The sequence below is a fragment of the Bacillus sp. (in: firmicutes) genome (assembly GCF_031983925.1).
GTDB lineage: Bacteria > Bacillota > Bacilli > Bacillales > Bacillaceae_G > Bacillus_A > Bacillus_A pacificus.
In genome coordinates, this window is record NZ_DALYZR010000001.1 from 1,162,727 (window position 1) to 1,187,163 (window position 24,437).

Sequence of the window (24,437 nt, forward strand, 5' to 3'; positions counted from 1 at the left end):
GGAGATTATGACAAGGTGAAAAAACAAGAGAAAAAAAGCGGTAGAGCAGTACCGATGCGGTTAAACATTTTATTCTTATGTGTATTTATATTGTTTTCTGCCATGATTATACAATTAGGTAAAGTACAAATTATCGATGGTGAGACGTATAAAAATGAAGTGGAGAAGAGAGAAAATGCAACCGTAAGCCTTTCTGTGCCGCGGGGAAAAATATTTGACCGAGAAGGGAATCCAGTAGTTGATAATAAGTCTTTACGTACAATTACATATACAAAGATGAAAGGTGTAAAATCAGAAGAAATATTAAAAACAGCAAGACAACTTGCAGACATAATTGAAATACCACAAGAAGATATAGACAAGCTAACTGAGACGGATAAGAAAGATTTTTGGATGCAATTAAATCCGAAACTAACTGAAAAATTAGTATCTAAAAAAGAAATAAATAAGTTCAGAGATAAAGATATTACCGGAAAAAATTTAGATAAAAAAATTGAAGAGTTAAAAAGAAAACGAGTTACAGATAAAGATCTTCAAGATTTAACAGATAAAGATGTTAAAGTGTTAGCTATTAAAAGTAAGATGACTTCTGGTTATCAAATGGCTCCTCAAATTATTAAAAAAGATGTTAGTGAAAAGGAATTTACTATAATTAGTGAAGGTTTAGCAAATCTCCCAGGTGTAGATGTGTCGGTTGATTGGGAGAGAGTGTATGTAAATGATGGGTTATTCCGATCTGTTCTTGGAAATGTTTCTAATTCCGATGAAGGATTACCAAGTGAAAAATTAGATTATTACTTGGTACGAGATTATAGCCGAAATGATAGGGTTGGAAAAAGTTATATTGAGCAGCAATATGAAGATGTACTTCATGGTACAAAAAAAGAAGTAAGAAGCGTTGCAGATAAACAAGGTACTACAATTAGAACGGAAACAATTTCTGAGGGAAAGAGCGGTAAGAACTTAACTTTAACGATAGATATGGAATTACAGAAAAAAGTAGAAGAAAGTATAGAAAAAATATTAAAGGCATATAAAGGATCTGAATCTATGTTGGACCGTGCTTTCGTTGTAATGATGAATCCGAAAAACGGACAAGTATTATCAATGGCTGGGAAAAGACTTGTAGAAAAAGACGGGAAAACAGAAGTTGAAGACTATGCATTAGGCACAATGACTAGTTCATATGAGCTGGGATCAACAGTTAAAGGTGCGACAGTTTTAACTGGATTTGAAACGAAAGCTATAACACCAGGTACTTATTTTTATGATGCACCTATGAAGTTTAAAGGTACTAGGGAGAAGAAGTCTTGGAAAGAGTTTGGAAACATTGATGATTTAAGAGCGTTACAAGTCTCTTCAAACGTTTATATGTTTCATACAGCATTAAAAATTGCAGGTGTGGATTATGTGAAAAATAGTTCATTAAATATTAAACAGGAACACTTTGATAAAATGAGGTACTATTTCAGACAATTCGGATTAGGTGTTCCAACGGGCATAGATTTACCGAATGAAACAGCTGGACAAATTGGTAAAAAAGATAATCAGCCGGGTTTCTTATTAGATTACTCAATTGGTCAGTATGACACGTATACACCACTTCAGCTCGTACAGTATATTTCAACAATTGCAAACGGTGGATATCGAATGAAGCCACAAATTGTACAAGAGGTAAGAGAGCAAACGTCGCAAAAAGATGAGATTGGTAAAGTGGTGCATGCAGTAGAACCAATTGTTTTAAATAAAATTGATATGAAAGAGGAATATATAAATCAAGTAAAAGAAGGATTTAGAAAGGTATTCCAAGAGGGTGATGGAACAGGAGTAAGGGCGTTCCAAAAAGCATCTTATAAACCAGCAGGTAAAACAGGAACAGCACAGACGGTATACGGTGGAGAAAGTGATATTGGAAGAAATGAAAAAGGCGAGAGAAGAGAATGTTATAACTTAACGTTAGCAGGATATGCGCCATATGATAATCCAGAAGTAGCGTTTTCCGTAGTTGTGCCGTGGGTTATGAATGATAAATCTGGTATTAACTCTGATATTGGAAAAGAAGTTTTAGATGCTTATTTTGAATTGAAAAATAAGCGATTGACTGGAGAAACTGTAAAAATAGATAGCTCTAAAGAAGATTAAAACATATGAAATGTTATAAAAATAGAGTTGTCTTATTTAGGAATTAATTCAAAATGGGTGAGAAAGAAGAATAAAATTATTCTATCAATTATTCACATTTTATAAAATAAAACATATATTGATAGCATAGGACAAGCTGAAAAGCTTATTCTAACCTCACAGAACACTCCTTATCACGGTTTGGCATCTACTTATGTAGATGCTTTTTTTAATTAAATAACTGATAATTATTTATCAATCTAAAGTAGCAAGTATATTAGGACTATTAGGGGAAGTTTGACGGTAATAATTACAGTATGCTTAATAAGTGAATTGAAATGTAAGGAGTGAGAAATAAGTGCTAAATATTTTAGTGGTTAATTTTCCAGCAGAGGGACATGTAAATCCTACATTAAGTTTAGTTAAAGCCTATACTGAACGGGGGGATCACGTACATTATATTACGACAGAACAATTTAAAGACAGAATTGAAGATTTGGGAGCTATTGTATATACACATCCAGATTTATTAAAGGAGATTTCTATTGATTCTGAAACTCTAGATGGGCTGAATTCTTTCTTTCGTGTACATGTTCAAACTTCTTTATATATATTAGAAATTGTGAAACAATTATGTGAAAACATAAATTTTGATTTCGTAATTTATGATATATTTGGTGCTGGAGAGTTAGTAAAGGAGTATTTACAAATTCCAGGCATAGTTTCTTCTCCTATATTCTTAATTCCTACTGAATTTTTGGAGACTTTACCTTTTCATCCTAATGCAGCAATACCATTCCGACCTGATGAAATTTCTGAACAGTTGTTACATCAAATGGATCGTGAATTTGGAGTAAAGCCTAAAAATAATCTTCAATTTATGCATAATAAGGGAGATGTTACTCTTGTGTACACAAGTCGTTATTTCCAACCTAATAGCGATTCGTTCGGAGAAAATAACATTTTTATTGGACCAAGTATTTCAAAGCGTAAAATAAATGTTGAATTTCCACTTGAATCGCTTAAAGATAAGAAAGTTATTTATATTTCAATGGGAACACTGCTTGAAGGGATCGAACCATTTTTTAATGCATGTATTGATGCTTTCTCAGATTTTAATGGATTAGTTGTAATGGCAATTGGCGATAGAAATGATCGTTCTAAAATTAAGGAAGCGCCAAACAATTTTATAATTGCTCCATACGTACCTCAATCAGAAGTATTAAGTGAAGCAGATGTTTTTATTACACATGGCGGTATGAACAGTGTACACGATGCTATTCATTTTAATGTCCCATTTGTCATCATTCCACATGATAAAGACCAGCCAATGATAGCACAAAGATTAACTGAGCTTGAAGCAGCGCATCGGTTATTGAAAGAGAATGTTAATGTGCAAACGTTAAAAGAAGCGGTAACCGATGTTCTTTCAAATGAAAAGTATAAGCATGGAATACGAAAACTGAAAGATAGTTTTTTAGATTGTGGTGGTTCAAATGAAGCAATCACAGTGATTACATCTCTTTTAAATAAATAGTGTGGGTAATATAAAAGCATAGAGGCGCACCTTTATGCTTTTATATGATTATCCCGCAAACTGCACAGCAGTATTTGCATGTAAAAAAGCAGTATCAAAAACAGGAACAGTAAGGTCGTTTTGGGAAATGAGCAACGGTATTTCGGTGCAACCTAGTAGTATACCTTCTGCGCCATTTTGAATTAATGACTTTGTAATTTGTAATAGCTTTTCTTTTGATGTTTCTGAAATAATTCCTTTACTTAATTCATTTAAAATAACATGATGAATAAAATTTCTTTCCTCTTTATTGGGGATGATTGTCTCAATGCTATAATTCGCTAATCGTGATTTATAGAAGTCTTGTTCCATCGTTTGTTTCGTACCCAATAATCCGATACGCTTTATATTCTGTTCTACCATTTCTTTAGCACTTACATCACCTATGTGAAGAAGTGGAATGGATATTGCACTTTCCACTTCTTCAGCAAATAGATGGACCGTATTGGAACACATTAATAAACATTCAGCTCCGGATTTTTCAACCTTCTTTGCAACGGTGACTAATTCGTTTTTCACTTCTTCATATTGGTGATTTTGTAATAAAGTAGTTACTTCACCAAAGTCCATGCTATATAAAACAAGCTTTGCATTTTGATCGTATTGAGAGAGTGTAAGTGTATTAATATGTTTATAGTATAATGATGTAGATTCCCAACTTAGTCCACCAATTAAACCGATTACTTTCATCGTACATTCCTCCCGTAACTATTTTGAATTTATTATTTCACAATTCCGATAAGAATACAATGATTTAAATGTACTATTAAACAAAAAATAAAAATAATTAGAAAAGTATTGAAATTTATATTTTTTAATGCCATAATACGAATTACAAATTAATACTTATCCAGAGAGGTGGAGGGAACGGCCCTATGAAACCTCAGCAACCCCTATATATATTTATAGGAAGGTGCTAATTCCGCAGAGAACACGATGTGTTTTTTGGAAGATAAGAGGATTCTTGAACGTGAAAGAAAATGACCTCTTATGTAAGAGGTCATTTTTTGTTGTATAGAAAGGGAGTGTCGATGCATAATTCATTTTCAAAATAAATATAGAGTAATAAAAGTTGACTATTAAGAGGGGAGAATTGTAATGAATAAATTATCAACAAAATTAGTAGTGGCAATCGGAATTGGAGCAGCATTATACGGGATATTAGGACTTTGGGGATTTTCTATTGCACCCAATACATTTATTAAACCTGCGTTAGCTATTTTAACCATTTTTGGTGCGTTATTTGGCCCAGTGGCAGGACTGTTAATAGGACTTATCGGTCATACCGTAACAGATACAATTGCTGGCTGGGGTATTTGGTGGGGCTGGGTTTTTAGTTCAGGCATTATCGGCTTTGCAATGGGGCTTATTCAAAAAAGAGTTGGCTTTAGTGTGAAAAACGGGACATATAATAAAGGAGATATTTCCTATTTAGCTATTACTGGGTTAATTGGTATTGTCATTGCTATTATATTTGCTGGGGCGTTCGATATTATTGTGATGGGAGAACCGTTTGACAAAATTGTTATACAAGTATTAGGTGCAACAATTGCTGATGTTATTGTATTTTTAGTTCTTGGATTGCCAATTACAATAGGGTTAGCTAAATCTAATAAGAAACATACACATTTAAAAATTGAAAAGTAGGGATGTTAACATGCAACCAATTATTTCTTTTGAACAATTCAACTTTCAATATAAGCATGCAGCGCAGCCTACTGTTAAAGACGTTACATTTCATATATATCCTGGGGAAAAAGTGCTGATTGCTGGGCGAAGTGGTTCAGGGAAATCGACATTAGCTCATTGTATGAATGGGCTAATCCCATTTTCTTATGAAGGGACTAGTACTGGTACTATTTTAATTGACGGAAAAGACCCGAGGAAAGGAAGTATTTTTGAACAGAGTAAACAGGTTGGAACAATTTTGCAAGATCAAGATGCACAATTTATTGGTCTTACAGTAGAGGAAGATGTAGCTTTTTATTTAGAAAATGAATGCGTAAATGAAGATGATATGAAAAAGATTGTTTCGGAATCATTAAAAAAGGTAAAGATGCATAATTTTCATAAACAAAGTCCACATGAATTATCAGGAGGACAAAAACAAACTGTTTCTTTAGCAGGTCTGTTAACAACAAATGCTCATATATTATTGTTCGATGAACCGTTAGCAAATTTAGATCCAGTTAGTAGCTTACATACAGTAGAACTTATTAAAGATATACATAAACAATATAATAAAACAATTGTAATAATTGAACATCGAATAGAAGAAATGTTAAACCTAGATTTAGATAAAATCATTTTAATTGATGAAGGAGAAATTGTTGCGATAGGCACACCAGAAAAGATTTTAGCATCAAATATATTACCATCTATCGGATTAAGAGAACCTATGTACATAGAAGGCTTAAAGAGATTGCATTTTGATAGTAATAATGACGTAATATACCCACTTGAAAATCTTCAAAGGGAAAGTGTTAGTGGAGTAATAAATGAGTGGATGGAGAAGCAAACTTTTTGTAAAGATACTCCTACAAAAAAAGAATTATTGAAAGTAGAGAATTTGTCATTCTCATATCCTAATAAACAAAAAGTATTAGACAATGTAAATTTCTCTCTATTTAAAGGGGAAATAGTAGCACTCCTAGGACATAATGGAGCTGGAAAATCAACACTAGCTCATAGTCTTATAGGGATAAACAAAACAAAAAATGATAGGATTTTAATTGATGGAGTAAATATCAATTCTTGGTCTATTCGTAAACGCGGTGAGGTTATATCTTATGTGATGCAAAATCCAAATCATATGATTACACAAGCTACTGTAATGGAAGAAATTTCATTTTCATTAAAATTAAAAAAATTTTCGAAGGAAGAAATTAAGGTTAGAGCAGAGGAAACATTAAAAATTTGTGACCTGTATCCATTTCGAAATTGGCCAATTCAGGCATTAAGTTATGGGCAAAAAAAGAGATTAACGATTGCATCTGTACTAACAACAAATCCAAAACTTATCATATTAGATGAACCGACAGCGGGACAAGATTATTATCATTATAAACAATTTATGACGTTTATTAGAAAACTAGCTGCAAAGGGACTATCCTTTATTTTTATCACACACGATATGAATCTCGCATTAGAATATGCAGACAGAGCAATAGTTCTAAAGGAAGGAGAAGTTATTGCGAATAATACTGCATCTATTGTATTAGGTCATCCAGAAACGTTAAAAAGAGCGAACTTAAAGGAGAGTTCTTTATTTAAACTCGTTAAATTTAGTGGTATTGCAAATCCTGAAAGGTTTATGGAACTTTATTTTGATGATATTAGGAGGGAGGAAGGTGTATAATACATATTTTCATCGCATGGACGGATCAGTGAAATTGTTATTATTTATTTTTTGTATGACACTTACTTTTTTATTTTTTGATTTTCGCATATTGCTATTTGTATTTATGATTGGATGTATCGGACTTCTAATTGCTAAAATTCCATTTCGTAAAATTTTTATTGTTTTTACTGTTATATTTACATTTAGTTTATTAAATTCTGTTATGATCTTATTTATTACACCAACCCATGGATCTGAATTAACCGGATCATATACTTCATTTGTGTATATTGGATATGCAACAATTACATACGAAACATTATTTTATGCAGCTACACTTTCGTTAAAGTATTTTACGTTATTACCATTTACACTTATTTTTATTTATACGACTGATCCAAGCAAATTTGTGAGTAGCTTAAGTAAATTTCGAATTCATTATAAAATTACTTATGCGATAAATATTGCATTACGTTATATACCTGATATTCAGTCCGAATATAAAGTTATTAAACATGCCCAAGAGGCGAGAGGAGTAGCTTTTGAAAAAGGAGAAGCAAGTTTATGGATCCGCATGCAAAACCGTGTCTTAATTTTCTGGCCTTTAATTATTCATTCTTTAGAGAGAATCGATACAGTTTCAAACGCAATGGATTTAAGAGGGTTTGGAAAGAAGGATACACGTACGTGGTTCTATACAAATAAAGCGAAAAGCGGGGATTGCATTGCTTTATTTATAGGTATTTTTATTTTAATTGCTGCAGTATATTTAAAGTTACATGTATTTCAAAATTTTTGGTATCCGTTTTAAAGCATTCTCAAATGAGTGCTTTTACTTATTTTTATATAGACATGCTCAAAAAAGGGATATTTACATAATGTATAATACGAACCAGTTAAAATGATCAACTACCTATTAGTTTTCAAACCAAAAGGAGGAGAAAATATGAGTTACGGTGGTTCTTGTGGTTTTGGTGGAGGTTTCGCTTTATTAGTTGTGTTATTTATTTTGTTAATTATCGTTGGATGCAGCTGTTGGGGCGGAGGGTACTAATTTTTAATTAGTCTCCACAAATGTAAAACTAAAAAACATAGAAGATACTTATGTATCGCAACAAATAAAAAAGGAGCATAATTGCTCCTTTTTTATTTGTTGTTAGATGCGTTTGTATTACATTTCGGAAATGTAATTGTCAAAGTAGTACCTTTATTCATAACGCTTCGGATTTTCAAATTACCTTGCATCGTTTCAATGATCTTAACAGCAACCATTGTGCCTAAACCTGTACCTTTCGTTTTTGTACTAAAATACGGTTCGCCAAAGCGATTTATTTGCTCTTGTGACATACCAATTCCGCTATCTTCAATTCGTATGATAACTTTATTATTACTAATAGAAGAGGAGATATTTAAAGTGCCACCATTAGGCATTGCTTCAATACCATTTTTTATTAAGTTTAAAAAGCATTGCTGAAAGTGCTGTTTATTACCAACTATTGTTGCATTGGAGAAATCTTTCGTAATATGTACCGTATTCATATTACATAAGGGCACTATCATATTAATAACTCTATTTAACTCTTGTTCGACTGAAATATGATCTAATTTTTCTGGAGCAGGTTTGGCAAATGTTAAATAGTCATCAATAATTTCTTGAGCACGATTTAATTCTTCGAGTATATGGTCAATATATTTGTCTCTCGATTCGGGAGTTAAATTGGATGTTTTCAAAAGTTGTGTAAATCCTTTTACGACAGTTAAAGGGTTTCTTACTTCATGTGATATACTAGCAGCGAGTTGGCTAACAATCTCCATTTTCTCCATTTTAATTAATTTTGATCGCATACATACTGCATCTTTTATAACTTCATTTATATAAACAATAAATAGCATTAGAGTAGTCGGTAATATTATGAAGTAAATAATATACAAATTATTTACTTCAAAATTTGATAAAGTTAAGACAATTACAGTTGTAAATATTGCTAGGAAAAAGGTTAAAAACATGGAAAAAGCTACTTTTATTTTTCTATTATATGTATTAAATTTTGCGGATGCGAATGCTGTAATGATAAACATTATTCCGTAAACAATGACAGTTAGCATATTAAATCCATAAAATAAAAATCTTGTAATTAATAAAATTGTAAACAATATGATACCGACAGGGAATCCACCATAGAGTGTACCAATTATGACTGGGATTTGTCTTAAATCATGAATACAACTCTCATCCATATAGATAGGGTATCTCATACATAGAATAAGTGGGATACTCGAACAAAGAGTAATAAGTAGTGTTTTATATTTCTTTAAATAGCGCCCGCTATCGTATATAAAATAAAAAATAAATATACTAATTAGAATGTAAAGAAGATTATTTAATACGTTTTGATTAATATAAACAAAGTTCATAATATATTTGCCTCGTTATTTTGAATTTCCATTTCATATATATTATACATGATTATAGTAGAAACTTTTTGCTTTTAATAATATAAGTTTATATTTTTTCAGTATTAGCCATGTTTAGCCACTCTTCATAAAATGTTTCAACCGATACATATCGTTCCATTCGGTTTTCATTTACAGCACGATACGCTATTTCATATAAATCCCTACTTGCTTCCCATTTTGTAAAGGAGCGATCTTTTCCACCACCTAAAATTGCGAAAGCCATTGCACCCATATTAAATACATTTGTTCTCGCATCAATCATAGCGTTTAGCTCGAATTCTTCAGGAGACATAAAGCGTGAGGAACCCCATAATCTTCCCATTTTATTTACGTATGGTTTTTTAGAATATAAATCAATATCACAAATTTTCGTTTCATTTGTATTAAAATTATACATAATACTACCATCATAAAAATCTATCGCTACATAGTTTTTCTTTTCGACATATGTATGGAAAGAAAAAATGGAATTTAAGGATTGAACTCGTTTTCTAACAGGTAAATGCTTAAATTTATAAAATGGAGAGTTTGGATTTTTATATTTCTCAGGAGGCGGGAAACTCCAGTGCGAATGAAGACATTCGCCATCAAACCAATCGAAAATTAATACATATCCAGATTGAACTGGAAAATGTTCAATTAGTTTTATAAGCGAGTTATGCTTTAATTCCTCGTATAGGGAAACTGAATTTTTTAACCGTTCAATAGCGTCGTTTATTGTTCCTTCGTATGCAATTGTTTGTGCCCCTGCGTATTTAATGAATTTTTTATGGCCATTTTTTTCAACACCAAAACTTATATTACCTGAATCTTGCTGGTCAAAAACTGCAAATACGGTTCCTAATTTCAAGAGCCAATCAAAATTATGATGTTCTTTTAATTGGAATGTTATTTGATTTAACTGAATTTCAACTGGTTTAGCTTCCATAATATACCTCGCATTTATTATAATTAAGTTGTATATTTCATTATTCGACATATTTTGTAAAAATCCTATGTTAATCACATGAAATTTTATAAATATAATGATGAATACTTATAGGAGTGTGAATAAAGTGGAACAACAAATCGTTATTAAATCATATGAAAAAGAGTGGCATGAAGAGTATTTAAAAGAAAAGGAAAAATTTATTTCTTTATTCGGAGGAGATTGTATTGCTATTGAACATATAGGGAGCACATCTGTACAAGGGTTAGGAGCGAAACCTTTAATTGATATGATGATTGGCGTAACAGATTTGCAAATTATCGAAAAGTGGATTGAAGATTTATTAAAAATTGGATATGAGTACGTTCCAAAAGAATCACCTAATTGGCGTTTTTTTAGAAAGGGAAAATGGAGAGCGGGCACTCATCATTTACATGTCTATATTTATAATAGTGACGAATGGAAAAACAATCTTTTATTTCGAGACTTTCTAATAAAGCATGAATGGGCACGTAAAGAATATAGAGAACTAAAAGAGAGACTTGCAGCTACATATCCTTTTGATCGTGTTTCTTATACAAATGCAAAAGCACCGTTTATTCAAAAAATAATAAAGGAAGCTAAACAATTTAAGTGATCTTGAAATTCTCATTTTATTTTAATCTTGTTCTCATGTTCCTTTCTTTTTTATTTGATATTCTGCTGGTTACAGAAACTTTTTAAGAAAGGAGCTTAAATGAAATGGAAAAGCTACTAAAACATAAATCTTTTCATTTATTTGTAAAAATTATAGGTTTTACTATTATTTTTTGTAGTGTAGCATTGTTACTTATTAATGTAATTTACGGCAACGTATTAAATGTAAAAGGGTTAAATAAGAAATTAGGTTCTTTCGGTGAATATGGGACGATTTTAGCTGCATCATTATGGTTTTTACGTCATGTATGGTTATTTTTTAAAAAGAAAAATATAATTGGGGTTAAATTGATAAAAGACTTATATTTGTTCATTAAAAAATTTCACGTATTCATTGGATATACTGTATTAGCTGTATCAATTACTCACGGTGTTTATTTTTTATTAAAAGGAAGTCGACATATACTTATATTTTATAGTGGTATATTCTCCCTTTTCATTTTAATCATACTAGGTGTCATTGGACTTTTCTTACAGAAACATAATAAAAAAACAAACTTGATATTGTATAGAAAAGCACATCAAATTATTGCAATTATATTTGGAGTAGGATTACTGATTCATTTAACTGTATAGGGGGCATTGCTGTTGCAACACATATTAATCATTGAGGATGAAGAAAATTTAGCTGATTTTTTAGAGTTAGAACTAAAGTATGAAGGATATAAAGTCGATATACAGTTTGATGGGCGGAAGGGTTTAGAAGCTGCACTTGAAACAAATTATGACCTTATTCTGCTGGATTTAATGCTACCAGGATTAAATGGAATAGAAGTGTGTCGTAGATTAAGGGCAACTAAAAATACACCAATTATTATGCTAACTGCACGCGATAGTATTATGGATCGCGTGACAGGATTAGATAGCGGAGCCGATGATTATCTTCCGAAACCATTTGCAATTGAAGAGCTGTTGGCACGTATGAGGGTTATATTTAGACGGGAAGAACAAATAGAAAACAAGCATGTTTCATCTCTTACGTTCAAAGATTTACAGCTCCAGATTGAATCTCGAACTATTACAAAAGGAAATGAAGAAATCGAACTTACAAATAAAGAATTTGAACTCTTGCTTATGTTTATGAAAAATATTAATAGAGTACTTACCCGTGATGTTTTATTGGATCAAGTATGGGGATATGATGCAATGGTTGAGACGAATATCGTTGATGTATACGTTCGTTATTTACGTAACAAGTTACATAGTGTAGATAAGGAGGAATATATCCAAACGGTCCGCGGTGCTGGATATATAATGAAATGATTAAAAATATTGTGCATCAAATTCGAAATCTACCTATAAAGTGGAAATTAACACTTTGGTCCACTACATTAGTATTTATTTTATTCATTTTATATAGCACTTTGCAGTTTATTGTAATCAATAAGTGGACTATAGATTATGAACAGAAACAAATAAATAGGCAAGTGACAGAAATAGCGGCATATTACCAAGATAAAAGTGATACCCTTTCGATTAAAACGTTTGAAAACAGTAAAGATTTCTTAAATAATATGATTGATAAACATCAAATGATTCGTGTTATCGGCATGGATGGAAAACCAATTGTTACTGTTTCGCGAGATTTTAATGAGACATGGATAAAGCCAAAACAAGTTTTACAAGATGAATTATTTATAAAAAGACATGTAGAAGATCGCATATTAGTTAAACGTATACCAATTCAAACAAAAGAGTTCACTGGCACGATTGAACTTACGAAAAACTTAGAGGCTTTTGATCATTTATTAAAAATTATTTTAGTGGTAATGATTATTGCCGGAATATGTGGATTAATCCTTAGTTTTTTAGGTGGGGTACTAATCACGAAAAAGCTATTATCAAGTATTCAAAATATAACGAATACGATGAAGCGTATTAAGAAAAATGGGCTAAATGAACGGGTTCCAGTACGTGAAAATAATGATGAACTTGCAAAATTATCGTTTCTTTTTAACGAAATGATGGATGAAGTAGAAACTTCCTTTACACAACAGAAGCAGTTTGTAGAAGATGCATCCCATGAACTGAGAACACCACTAACAATTATTCAAGGACACTTGTCTATGTTAAATCGGTGGGGGAAAAATGATCCAGCAGTTTTAGATAAATCGCTTCAATCCAGTTTAAAGGAAGTTGATCGTTTAAATAAGTTAGTTTTAGAATTGCTAGAACTATCAAGAGCTGAATCAGAACAGATGCATCCAATTGCAGCTGATCCAGTCCATGTAAATAGCATATTAAAACAAGTTACACAAAACTTTGCTGTACTTCAAACTGAATTTCAATTTGATATGAAACTGGGTGAAGATTCGGCATATGTCTCAATACCTTCATCTTACTTAGAACAAATTATTATTATCGTATTGGATAACGCAGTGAAATATACAAAAGAAGTTAATAAATATATTTGTATTGAATCTAGTGTACAATCAGGGAAAGTTAAAATTCGTATCATAGATCGTGGTGCGGGAATACCCGAAGCTGATTTACCATTTGTTCTTAACCGCTTTTATCGTGTGGACAAAGCAAGAAGTCGAAAACAAGGTGGAAACGGTCTAGGTTTGTCTATCGCAAAACGTCTTGTAGAGAAATACAACGGAACTATTCGAATAGAGAGTAAAGAAGGTGAAGGAACAATCGTTACGATTATACTGCCTACCGTTTCACTTTAATACATTGAAAAGAAGGGATGTTTTTACATTCCTTCTTTTTTTATAGTCAAATTACTTTGTTTATTTCGAACTTTCTAGTACATTAGAATTATTAAGGGGGAATAAAAATGAAAGCTATCGTACAACAATATAAAGCAGGATTTGAAGGGGTAGAATATAAAGTATTACCTGAGAGAAACCCTAGCGCTGGGGAAGTGAAAGTAAAATTAAAATCAGCAGGATTAAATCATCGAGATTTATTTATAATGAATAATAGAAAAGAAATGCAAGTCCCATTAGTTCTAGGATCAGATGGTGCAGGTATAATTACAGAGATTGGAGAAAGTGTTTCAAGAACTTTATTACAAAATGAGGTTATTATTAACCCTAGTATTGGATGGGATCATATTGCTGAAATACCCGAGTTACCAGAGGTGTTAGGTGGACCGAAAGATGGAACGTTTGCTGAATGTGTTATTGTGCCAGTAGAAAATGTAGTGGCAAAACCGTCATATCTTTCTTGGGAAGAGTCTGGTGTTTTATCTTTATCGGCACTAACTGCATATAGAGCGCTTTTTACAAAGGGTAGATTAAAGCGTGGCGAACATGTTTTAATTCCGGGGATAGGCGGCGGTGTAGCGACGTTTGCTATGTTATTTGCAAAAGCAATTGGCGCAAAAGTAAGTGTTACTTCAAGGATAGAGAACAAAAGGAAGCTTGCCGAAACATATGGTGCAGACTTTTCCTTCAATAGTTCTGGAAATTGGGAAGAGAGTTTGCGCGGAGAGAAAGTAGATTTAATAATTGATAGTATAGGGCCAGCAACATTCTTAAAATATTTTGATGTATTAAAACAAAATGGGAGAATTGTTAATTTTGGTGCAAGCTCAGGAGATAAAATTGAATTGCCTTTACGAGCGTTATTCTATAATCAAATTGATATTATGGGGACATCTATGGGTAGCCGTGAAGAATTTAATGAGATGATGAAGTTTATAGAGAAATATAAGATTAAACCAATTATGGATAAAGTGTATTCGTTGGAAGAAGCGACTCAAGCGTTAAGACGTATGGAACAAGGCGAACAATTCGGTAATATTGCACTTCGTATGTATTAAAAATATGATTTCTTAACTAGTATATTGAAGTAACTATGTTATGTATTCTACACATAAAAAGCATATGATTCATATTGTTTTAAAGGTTTTTCAGCTTTATACATAATTGGCCGTTATAATTAGTCTTAATATTGTCAAATAAGTGATAGTAAAATGAGAATTTGATGAGAAAAGTTTCAGCCCATTTTCATATTGATGTTGTATACTGTGTAAATCAAGAAAGCTTTTATGCAAGGAGAGAGTATTATGAATTACACAGTATTTCAATGGTTTAATAATTTTGCTGGATCGTCCAAACTATTAGATTCGCTAATGATCGCTATTACAAATAGTGCTGCATATGTAGCGATTTTATTTATGGTTATCTTATGGTTTAACAATGGAAAGAAAATTAATGCAATAAAAAAACAATATACAGTGTTATATACGACACTTTCAGTCATTATCGCATTACTAGTAAATGTTGTGATACATGCGGTATATTACCATCCACGTCCGTTTGTATCACATGATGTACATCAATTAGTACCACATGCAGCAGACTCATCATTTGTTAGTGATCATTCAGTACTTGTATTTTCAATTGCATTTGTATTTTTGCTTAGAGGAGAAAAACTTAAATATGTCGCTCTTATTTGGGCAGTATTAGTCGGTGTTTCACGTATGTACGTAGGTGTTCATTATCCTTTAGATATACTGGGTGCTGCTTTCTTAACATTTATCACAAGTGGCTTAGTAGTGCAAAGTACACGTACGTTTGAGCCGATAGCGAAATTTGTATTTAAAACGTACGCGTTGGTAGCGAAACGTATTCCTTTTTTAGCGAAATATAATCATTTAGCTTAATTTTATAAATAACTATTTGTAGGTTTGTTTGAAAGTTCTCCTTTGGAAATCCAGAGGGGAACTTTTTATTGTGCACAAGATAAGGGCCATAAGTATTAAAAGAGTGACAAAATAATACTGGGTTAGCATTAAAAGTCTTTATGAAATTTGTAATTTATAATAAACCAACCATCTAATGATGGAATATTCTTAAATTTCACGCACCGTAATATAAATAGATAAAAAAATAGAAACAGAAACAATAACTACTTTCAGACTGTTTTAAAGGAATTAAAAGGAAATGTTCGAAACATATAGTAGTGAAAGTAAAAACTACATATTTTGTAGCACATCTTTGTAGTAATTAATGGTGAAAGAAAGGAGCGAAATATGCATAAACTTCAAACGAATAAAGGCGCGCGGTATTTTATGATTGCTTTTATTGTTTTGTTTCTTATTATGCTTTTACGTTTTTTCTATATTCAAGCAGTAGGAGTCGTGCAAAATGTGAATGTAAAGGATTTAGCAAATGAACAACATAATAAAAATGGTGTTTTGGAAGCGAATCGTGGCACGATTTATGATCAAACTGGAAAAGTGCTCGTTCAAGATTCAACAACGTATCGTGTTGTTGTGAATTTGAAAGGTAATGACAAAGTGAAAAATAAAGATGAAACTGCAGAGCAATTAGCTACTGCGCTTGAAATTGATAAAGAGGACGTATTAAAAAATTTCCATGAGGGGCGTACGCAAGTTGAAATCGGAAAAGTTGGCCGGAATTTGTCTAGGGAAAAGAAAGAACAAATTAAAAAATTGAAAATCCCAGGTGTTTCTTTTATGCCTGAGAAAGCAAGAGTGTATCCAAATGAAGATTTTGCATCTTATATACTTGGTTTTGCTAGGCCAGACGATAAAGGAAATACAGAAGGGAAGTTTGGACTTGAAAAAAGTTTAGATAAATATTTACGCTCGACAAATGGGAATATAGAATATGTGGGAGCGCGAGGAGGTATCCCGCTTACAAATGATATAGGAAAAATAGAACCCGCTAAACATGGAAATAACGTATATCTTACGCTTGATAAACAAATTAATAGTTTTTTAGAAGAAGCGATGAATAAGGCGCAAGAGCACTATGATCCTTCTATGTTAGTAGGTATTATAGCGGATCCAAAGACGGGGAAAGTTTTAGCTATGTCTAGTAAACCTAGTTTTAATCCTAATAAAGGGGATATTGAATACTTTTTAAATGATCCAATCGCAAATGCATATGAACCAGGTTCAACGATGAAAGTATTTACGTTAGCTGCTGCAATCAATGAAGGTGTATATAACGGGAAAGAATATTTTCAATCCGGAAAGTATTCAGTAGGTTCAGCGGATATAAAAGATCATAATGGTGGGTTTGGATGGGGATCTATAACATTTGATGAAGGTTTTGAAAGGTCATCAAACGTAGCTTTTTCTATTTTAGAAGATCAGTTATTAAAACCAAATAAATTTAAGCAATATATGAATAAATTTGGTTTCAACCAAAAAACGGGAATAGATTTACCTGGTGAAAGTAAAAATACTTTATTATTAAATACACAAATTCAACAAGTAACAACTTCTTTCGGACAAGGTTCTACAGTAACTCCAATTCAATTAATCCAAGCTGCCACCGCTATAGCAAATGACGGGAAAATGATGCAACCATATATCGTTGACAAAGTTGTAAATCCAACAAACAAGCAAGTTATTATGGAAAATCAACCGAAAGAAGTTGGAAATCCGATAAAAAAAGAGACTGCGGACAAGGTAAGAGACTTAATGGAGCGTGTTATTACGTCTTCAAAAGGTACAGGTACAATGTATAAAGTCGATGGTTACCCAATAGGAGGCAAGACAGGAACAGCCCAAATTCCAAATCCTGAAAATGGACGATATATGGAAGGAAAAGAAAATTATATTTTTTCATTTTTAGGTATGGCTCCAATTGATGACCCAGAGTTAATTATATATTTAGCTATTAAGCAGCCAAAGTTAAAGGGAGATGAATATGGAGCCCAGCCACTCGCTGAAATATTTAAACCAGTTGTGAAAAATAGTCTTGAATATTTAAAGGTGAAACCATATACAGAACAACAAATGGCCGATGCAACGAAAAAATCCCAATTAAAAGTGCAAAACTATGTGAATCAATCAATAGATACGGTAGAGAATAATGTAAAAAAAGAGAAACTCCAACCGATAATTTTAGGAGAAGGAAAAATAAAAAAACAATATCCGCAGTCTGGTGAAGTAATGAGTGAAGGTGATCGTATATTTTTATTAGGAAACAACGCAACAATGCCCAATTTACAAGGTTGGTCAATGCGTGATGTTATGTATTTTTCTAAACTATTAAAATTAGATTTAAAAACTTCAGGTACGGGATATGTAACAAATCAAAGTATTGAAAAAGGACAAGCTATACAAGAAGGCGATGCATTAGAACTAAAATTAGAACCACCGTTACAACCGTTAGCAGAGGCAAATACAAATTAATTCAAGCAATGTGAAGGGTCTATACACAATAGGCTCTTTTTTTTATAGAGTTTAGTAATTTCACGCACCGTAATTTTTATAAAAAATAATAAATAAGAAACTTAACAGTTACTAAAACAAAAAAACTTACATATATTGAAATTAGAACGATTGTTCAATTTTTTTGTATTAAATGACGGAAGGAGTCTACATTGAATAAAAGACGATACGATAGCGATTTAGCCAAAGAAATAATAGCAGAGAAGGCGACAGAATTATTTTCCTTAAAAGGATATACAAGAACTTCAATTGATAACATTGCAAAAGCCTCTGGTTATAGTAAAGGACATATATATTACCATTATAAAAATAAAGAAGAATTATTTGTTTATTTAGCTAAAGACAGTATGAGAAATTGGCACGATAAATGGGAAATAGCAGAAAAACAGTATACAAATGCTACTGGGAAATTATATGGGATAGCTAAATTTGTACTTTATAATTACAAAACGCCATTATTAAGAGCAGGACAAGAACTTGCCTCTGATCCGAGCGCGAACCCTTCTACAATTCAACAACTCTATGGTTTAGCTGTTATCCCTTTAAAAACATATCAAAAAATTTTGGATGAAGGTATACAAAGTGGTGAATTTTATATAGAAAATGTTGAGGATTCAAGTCTTTTATTAGGTTCATGGCTAGGTGGATTATGTCAATTCATTCATTCATTTGAAACAGAGAAATTAGAAGTTTTATTTAATGAAGCCATTACGATTTTTTTACTCTCTATTTCAAACAAACATGCGTAGCATTACAAGCGAATTAGAACGATTGTTCAAATCTTTACACTCGTCCGTTTTCATTATATGTATTAACAACAGGAGGTTTTTTATATGGATGAACAAAGAGTCGCAATTGTAACTGGCGGAGCTTCTGGTATCGGTAAAGCTTTAGCTATTCAATTAGCAAATAAAGATATATTTGTAATTATCGCAGATATTAATGAAACAAGTGGTCAAGAGCTTGTGAATAATATAAAAAATAATAATCAACTAGCTAGGTTCGAATATTTAGATGTTACTAACGCTGGATCCGTAGAGGAACTTATTATAAAAATAGTTAATGAGTTTGGTAGAATTGATTATATGTTTAATAATGCAGGAATTGCTATGTATGGAGAAGTATTCGATATGTCTTTAGATAATTGGAAACATATTATTGAAATAAATTTATTAGGAGTAATTTACGGGACACAATTGGCTTACCAATTCATGAAAAAACAAGGATTTGGTCATATCATTAATACTGCGTCTGCAACAGGTTTAGGACCTGCTCCACTTTGTACCGCGTACGCAACTACCAAACATGCTATCGTCGGTTTAACCACTTCATTACATTATGAGGCAGAAGAATATGGTGTAAATGTAAGTGTGCTTTGTCCAACTTTTGTAGATACACCCATATTTGAAAAATCAATTGCAATTAATATGAATAAGAGCCAAATTATAAAACAACTAAAAACAAATAAGCCGATTTCAGCAGACAAGTTTGCTGAAATTGCGCTGAAAGCTATTCATAAAAATAAATTAGTTATATGTCCAATGCCGTTAAAAAAAACAATGGATGTACTCTTCACTTTATTTCCTTATCTTCATAAAAAGCTAATGCGTTTCGTATGCCGAATTGGTCGAAAAGCAAAAATGAACCAACTGTAAATGTCTGATTATTTTTTATTTACAGTTAAATGTAAATGTGATAATATGGAAAAATCAAATGCAGTGAAGAGAAGAGTAAATAAAATGAATTTTTCACAGAGAGCTCCATTTAGCTGAAAAGGAGTAAAAATTCTTTATTGAACCAAGCCTCTGAGCAGCACATCGGAACCTATTATTAGGGGGTGGTGTGACGGGAGCTCCCGTTATAGAGCTATGGTATAAGCATGAATTAGAATGCAGTACCTGATAAGGTTAATATGGTGACATATTAACAAACTAGGGTGGCACCGCGATGATAAATCTCGTCCCTAAGACTAAAGTCTTGGGGGTGGGATTTTTTTATTGGTTAAAAATAATTTGGAAAGCGGGGCCGAAAATGAAAAACTTACTTAACGATTGGAAATATCCTTTATTATTACTGTCCGGAGTTGGTATTGCAAATTTAGGGGCATGGATTTACTTAATAGCACTAAACGTACTTGTCTATAATATGGGCGGTTCAGCCCTAGCTGTTGCTACTTTATATGTAATTAAACCATTAGCCGCTTTATTAACAAACGCTTGGTCAGGGAGTATGATTGATCGTTTAAATAAACGAAAATTAATGTTTCACCTCGATATATATCGTGCGGTATTTATCGCTATTTTACCTTTACTTCCATCACTTTGGATGGTTTATGTATTCGTATTCTTTATTAGTATGGCTAATGCAATTTACGAGCCAACTGCTATGACATATATGACTAAATTAATTCCAGTTGAGAAAAGACAACGTTTCAACTCATTGCGTAGTTTAATAGGATCTGGTGCATTTTTAATTGGTCCAGCGATAGCGGGGGTATTGTTAATAGCAAGTACACCAGAGTTTGCAATATATATAAATGCTATAGCATTTCTCTTATCAGGAGTAATTACATTGCTATTACCTAATCTTGATAAAAAATCCGATATGCATACATCAAATGACAAGTTATCTTTAGCTGTACTAAAAAAAGATTGGAACATCGTTTTAAATTTTAGTAAAAAATCTTTGTATATCGTTTTTGTGTACTTCTTATTTCAAGGGATGATGGTATTAGCTACCGCAAATGATTCGCTTGAATTGTCATTTGCTAAAGAAGTTCTATTGTTAACAGATAGTGAATATGGATTTTTAGTTAGTGCCGGCGGGGCTGGAATTATTTTGGGAGCTATAACAAATACAATGTTATCTAAAAAATTAGCGCCTTCATTTTTAATTGGAATAGGATCATTATTCATTGCAATTGGTTATTTAATTTATGCTTTTTCAAATGGGTTCGTAATAGCTGCTATCGGATTTCTTATTTTATCTTTCTCTATGGCATATGCAAATACAGGCTATTATACCTTTTATCAAAACAACGTTCCTGTTCACATAATGGGACGGATTGGAAGTATATATGGACTAGTAATTGCCGGCATAACCATTTTAATTACGATTCTATTCGGAGTTGCAACTCAATTTATTTCTATACAACTTGTAGTTATTGTAGGATCATTGGTAATGTTACTTATAACTATTATATTGTGTGTGTTTACTTTATTACCTTCAAAATCCAAGGTATATCATGCTGAATCAGTAGATTCCAAATAATTTTTTCTTCCATTTTTCAATTAGTATACATCACTAGAGGATTCTTCTATCTATATATTGAATAATAATTAGGTGGAAGAATCTCTTCTGTATATGACGGTGACAAGTATGATTAATGCAAAGGATGTAGCACAGGAAATTATTATATCTAGATTTAGATTGTTCAATTGATTATATGTCTAAAGTAACGAAGTAGGGGTTAAAAAATTAATAAAAATATAGAGGGGCTTTTAGATTACATGGATATTAAGATTAGAGCATATAAAAAATCTGATGAAACCGGTTGGGTACGTTGCCGTGTGTTATCTTTTTTAGATACAGCATATTACGATAACGTATTTAGAGAGAAAGAAAAATATGAAAATCCTGCAATTGAATTAGTAGCTGTATACGAAAATCAAATTGTGGGTTTAATAGATATTGAATATGAATTAGAAGAACGTACGGTATGTTCAAGAGGAACAGGTCTTGGGGCATGATTTGGCATATTGCAGTTCATCCGGATTTCCGTAGAATGAAAATTGGTAATCAACTATTAAATGAGGCAGAAAAGTTAGCGAAAGAACTTAACCTAAATCGCCTGGAAGCATGGACTAGGGACAACCTATGGGTACATGGATGGTATGAAAAGAACGGATTTGTAAACGTAGATTCGTATTTACACGTATATAGCGATCATACAGACGAGATAAAAGGTGTAATGAAAAGTAATATTGATCAGTTATATCCGGTTCAAACATTTGCTCATTATACAGGTGAAAATAAAGAAGACATAAGAAAACAATTTAAACGAGTTCATGATTGTTTTTGTTTTGAAAAACATTTTAATTGACGAGAAACCCTTTATTTACTAAATAAGGGGTTTTGTAATTTTATGTATATAATCATAAAGATTTTAGGATTCAAAAACATTACTATAGAGTTGTAAATTTTAATTATTAATTCATTATGAAGGGAAGTGCTAACATCTTGTATATGATCAATGGTAGTTTGTTTATTATTTTAGTGATTATTTGTTATTTAATTGTACGTGGGATATTAATGAGTATAAAAAATAAAAAATATGTGATTTGGTGGCAAGAAATAATAAGCTTTTTATTCGTAGTCTATATTTGTATGATTGTAGCAGTCACTCTATTCCCTTTACCAATCGGTTTTCCTTCTAATATTGAAAATTTGAATCGATCGGTCAATATGATGCCATTTGTATCAATTATTAAAGACATCAATCAAATTGGTAGTGCTTACGATGGAGATAGTCAATTTATGATTGGTCTAATTGTAAGAAATGTAGGCGGGAATATTTTATTATTAATGCCTTTAGGGTTTTTAGTACCAATTTTATGGAATAAATACAAGAAATTCAAAAATACAATTCTACTAGGATTTTCTATATCAATTAGTATTGAATTGCTACAATTAATTGAGTCTTTATTTAGTGGTGTGGGACGTATTACTGATATTGATGATGTAATCTGTAACGTTCTAGGTTCTATTTTTGGATATTTTATTTATAAAATCTCTTTAAAAATGGTTACTAAATTTAACATTCGAGTGTTAGATAAAACTAATTCCAAAGATGTAGAATTAGTTGATAAATGAAAATTCAAATGAGGTTATGAATATATTAATAAAATTATTGAAGACGTACTCGTTACTCGTACGTCTTTTTATTTTTTAAAATAATGCTTCAGACTGATGGGAAATCACATTCCACATCATACAATTAAAAGTAGCTATCGTATTTCAATTATGAAATGAAAAGAAGAGAATATAATTTTTAAAGGCAAACAACTATATAGGAGGACTTTAAATGGATATTGTACTTGTTATTCTTATTATTGTTTTGATGCAAGGGAAAGAGCGAAAAGTCAAAATAAATCGCATTTGGCTTGTTCCAGTTTTGTTGGGCTTTGTAACAATCCAGTCCATTATTCATATGGGACAAATAACTTTGCTGCAAGGACTATTATTTGTTGCAATGCTTGGAATTGGCTTAGGTTTTGGCATTATACGCGGAAAAGTTTTAACATTTCGATTAGATAGTGAAACGGGTCATGTATTACGAAAAGGAAATTGGTTAAGCACAATGATTCTTCTTGTTATTTTAGGTGCGAAAATTGGAATTAAGCAAAGTATGTTTTCAGGTAGTACACATTCCACATTAATGGTTGTAACGAATGCCTTTTTATGTATTACATTAGGTACGGTAATAAGTAGACGATATTATATCTGGAAAAAATATAATGAGTTAATACAAAAAGTGTAAATACATTTATCCCTTGTTTAACAATGCTGTGAACGGTAATACTAAATAACATTGAACTTTTATAACAAGGGATGATCATATGATATTCATTTACACTGATTTCGGCGGAACACATTCAACTGCACTCGCTGCAGCTTATCATTTAAATAAATTGCCAACTGACCGTAAGTTAACGAAAGAAGAAATATTAAATGTAGATTACTTTAATAAATTGAAAACCGAAGATATGGGGAAAATTATTTTTCATGGAATAGATGAAAATGGTAATCCTGTATATACAGTTGGGTGTGGGGCATCTAAAGTTGTTGTACCTGCGATGAAGCATTTAGGAGAGATTTTGCAAAAACATTATCAAAGTCATGAAAAGATTATTTTTTCTAATACATCACCAACAGTACCTTTACCAATGACTTTTGGCGGTCTGTTTTCTAGAAGGTTTCATATTGACTTTATTGGTGTACCATTACTTGTATGGGGTGCAAAACTTAGCTGTGATAACATACAAAGACTTGTTAGTTATACGAAAGAAGCAGGTCGCTTGACGAATGATTATGTTGTGATTTTAGATAATGAAACTTTTAAATAATGTATGAGAAAAAGAAAATCGAGCAAATT

22 protein-coding genes, 1 pseudogene, 1 riboswitch and 1 other annotated feature are annotated in these 24,437 nt (G+C 31.8%); of the genes and pseudogenes, 20 read left to right on the forward strand and 3 right to left on the reverse strand.

Annotated elements, in window-relative coordinates; genetic code table 11:
* Positions 1-15: 15 nt before the first annotated feature.
* Positions 16-2,142: a peptidoglycan D,D-transpeptidase FtsI family protein gene (locus tag RTP99_RS06060; RefSeq protein WP_046647220.1), complete on the forward strand. Its 2,127-nt coding sequence runs from the start codon at positions 16-18 to the stop codon at positions 2,140-2,142.
* A 337-nt stretch (positions 2,143-2,479) separates the two neighbouring features.
* On the forward strand, positions 2,480-3,658 hold the full coding sequence (locus tag RTP99_RS06065; RefSeq protein ID WP_046647222.1) for a macrolide family glycosyltransferase: 1,179 nt from the start codon (positions 2,480-2,482) through the stop codon (positions 3,656-3,658).
* Between the two features lie 48 nt (positions 3,659-3,706).
* Here RTP99_RS06065 and RTP99_RS06070 read toward each other — a convergent pair whose 3' ends face one another.
* Positions 3,707-4,387 carry an aspartate/glutamate racemase family protein gene (locus RTP99_RS06070; protein WP_000864407.1) on the reverse strand — a complete coding sequence of 227 codons (681 nt, stop codon included), beginning with the start codon at positions 4,385-4,387 and terminating at the stop codon, positions 3,707-3,709.
* A 153-nt stretch (positions 4,388-4,540) separates the two neighbouring features.
* A riboswitch (SAM riboswitch) is annotated at positions 4,541-4,656 on the forward strand.
* 139 nt (positions 4,657-4,795) lie between these two features.
* On the opposite strand from RTP99_RS06070, the gene RTP99_RS06075 reads away from it, so the two are divergent.
* The 4 genes from RTP99_RS06075 to RTP99_RS06090 all read left to right on the forward strand — a co-directional run bounded on the left by RTP99_RS06075 (position 4,796) and on the right by RTP99_RS06090 (position 8,091).
* Positions 4,796-5,344, forward strand: a complete 549-nt coding sequence (locus RTP99_RS06075) for an ECF-type riboflavin transporter substrate-binding protein (protein ID WP_001038197.1) — start codon at positions 4,796-4,798, stop codon at positions 5,342-5,344.
* 10 nt (positions 5,345-5,354) lie between these two features.
* Positions 5,355-7,055 carry an ABC transporter ATP-binding protein gene (locus RTP99_RS06080; RefSeq protein ID WP_001182487.1) on the forward strand — a complete coding sequence of 567 codons (1,701 nt, stop codon included), beginning with the start codon at positions 5,355-5,357 and terminating at the stop codon, positions 7,053-7,055.
* Positions 7,048-7,848, forward strand: a complete 801-nt coding sequence (locus tag RTP99_RS06085) for an energy-coupling factor transporter transmembrane component T family protein (protein WP_000282910.1) — start codon at positions 7,048-7,050, stop codon at positions 7,846-7,848. The genes RTP99_RS06080 and RTP99_RS06085 overlap by 8 nt, the downstream gene beginning before the upstream one ends.
* Before the next feature lie 135 nt (positions 7,849-7,983).
* The gene (locus tag RTP99_RS06090; RefSeq protein ID WP_000120182.1) at positions 7,984-8,091 is read left to right on the forward strand and encodes a YjcZ family sporulation protein; all 108 of its coding nucleotides are present in this window, start codon (positions 7,984-7,986) and stop codon (positions 8,089-8,091) included.
* A 92-nt stretch (positions 8,092-8,183) separates the two neighbouring features.
* Here RTP99_RS06090 and RTP99_RS06095 read toward each other — a convergent pair whose 3' ends face one another.
* Together RTP99_RS06095 and RTP99_RS06100 are read right to left on the reverse strand one after the other, a co-directional pair.
* Positions 8,184-9,452: a sensor histidine kinase gene (locus RTP99_RS06095; protein ID WP_046647226.1), complete on the reverse strand. Its 1,269-nt coding sequence runs from the start codon at positions 9,450-9,452 to the stop codon at positions 8,184-8,186.
* Positions 9,453-9,540: 88 nt separating this feature from the next.
* Positions 9,541-10,422, reverse strand: coding sequence for a protein kinase family protein (locus RTP99_RS06100; RefSeq protein ID WP_000387625.1), 882 nt, complete (start codon positions 10,420-10,422; stop codon positions 9,541-9,543).
* A 127-nt stretch (positions 10,423-10,549) separates the two neighbouring features.
* Between RTP99_RS06100 and RTP99_RS06105 the strand changes: the two genes are divergently transcribed.
* From RTP99_RS06105 to RTP99_RS06170, 14 genes and pseudogenes are all read left to right on the forward strand, one after another.
* Positions 10,550-11,059 carry a GrpB family protein gene (locus RTP99_RS06105; protein WP_000437696.1) on the forward strand — a complete coding sequence of 170 codons (510 nt, stop codon included), beginning with the start codon at positions 10,550-10,552 and terminating at the stop codon, positions 11,057-11,059.
* A gap of 104 nt (positions 11,060-11,163) precedes the next feature.
* The gene (locus RTP99_RS06110; RefSeq protein ID WP_000413329.1) at positions 11,164-11,694 is read left to right on the forward strand and encodes a hypothetical protein; all 531 of its coding nucleotides are present in this window, start codon (positions 11,164-11,166) and stop codon (positions 11,692-11,694) included.
* Between the two features lie 12 nt (positions 11,695-11,706).
* The gene (locus RTP99_RS06115; protein WP_001163824.1) at positions 11,707-12,381 is read left to right on the forward strand and encodes a response regulator transcription factor; all 675 of its coding nucleotides are present in this window, start codon (positions 11,707-11,709) and stop codon (positions 12,379-12,381) included.
* Positions 12,378-13,793 (forward strand): HAMP domain-containing sensor histidine kinase, encoded by a 1,416-nt coding sequence (locus RTP99_RS06120; RefSeq protein WP_000594489.1) that lies wholly within the window; start codon positions 12,378-12,380, stop codon positions 13,791-13,793. Before RTP99_RS06115 ends, RTP99_RS06120 begins: the two co-directional genes overlap by 4 nt.
* A gap of 107 nt (positions 13,794-13,900) precedes the next feature.
* On the forward strand, positions 13,901-14,890 hold the full coding sequence (locus RTP99_RS06125) for a zinc-binding dehydrogenase (protein ID WP_000644612.1): 990 nt from the start codon (positions 13,901-13,903) through the stop codon (positions 14,888-14,890).
* A gap of 246 nt (positions 14,891-15,136) precedes the next feature.
* Positions 15,137-15,736, forward strand: coding sequence for an undecaprenyl-diphosphatase (locus RTP99_RS06130; protein ID WP_001110136.1), 600 nt, complete (start codon positions 15,137-15,139; stop codon positions 15,734-15,736).
* A gap of 369 nt (positions 15,737-16,105) precedes the next feature.
* Positions 16,106-18,244, forward strand: a complete 2,139-nt coding sequence (locus tag RTP99_RS06135) for a penicillin-binding protein (protein WP_000549361.1) — start codon at positions 16,106-16,108, stop codon at positions 18,242-18,244.
* Positions 18,245-18,435: 191 nt separating this feature from the next.
* Positions 18,436-19,032 carry a TetR/AcrR family transcriptional regulator gene (locus tag RTP99_RS06140; protein WP_001042679.1) on the forward strand — a complete coding sequence of 199 codons (597 nt, stop codon included), beginning with the start codon at positions 18,436-18,438 and terminating at the stop codon, positions 19,030-19,032.
* Between the two features lie 84 nt (positions 19,033-19,116).
* On the forward strand, positions 19,117-19,938 hold the full coding sequence (locus RTP99_RS06145) for an SDR family NAD(P)-dependent oxidoreductase (RefSeq protein WP_000344382.1): 822 nt from the start codon (positions 19,117-19,119) through the stop codon (positions 19,936-19,938).
* Between the two features lie 54 nt (positions 19,939-19,992).
* Positions 19,993-20,251 (forward strand) — a binding site (T-box leader).
* A 63-nt stretch (positions 20,252-20,314) separates the two neighbouring features.
* Complete coding sequence (locus tag RTP99_RS06150) at positions 20,315-21,553, forward strand: MFS transporter (protein ID WP_041184756.1); 1,239 nt, start codon at positions 20,315-20,317, stop codon at positions 21,551-21,553.
* Positions 21,554-21,792: 239 nt separating this feature from the next.
* A pseudogene (locus RTP99_RS06155) lies at positions 21,793-22,385 on the forward strand (GNAT family N-acetyltransferase).
* A gap of 137 nt (positions 22,386-22,522) precedes the next feature.
* The gene (locus RTP99_RS06160) at positions 22,523-23,155 is read left to right on the forward strand and encodes a VanZ family protein (protein ID WP_000281848.1); all 633 of its coding nucleotides are present in this window, start codon (positions 22,523-22,525) and stop codon (positions 23,153-23,155) included.
* A gap of 211 nt (positions 23,156-23,366) precedes the next feature.
* Complete coding sequence (locus RTP99_RS06165; protein WP_000355837.1) at positions 23,367-23,822, forward strand: DUF1453 family protein; 456 nt, start codon at positions 23,367-23,369, stop codon at positions 23,820-23,822.
* 79 nt (positions 23,823-23,901) lie between these two features.
* Entirely contained in the window at positions 23,902-24,408 is a 507-nt protein-coding gene (locus tag RTP99_RS06170; RefSeq protein ID WP_000576326.1) for a DUF3189 family protein, read from the forward strand.
* The last annotated feature ends 29 nt before the right edge of the window (positions 24,409-24,437 follow it).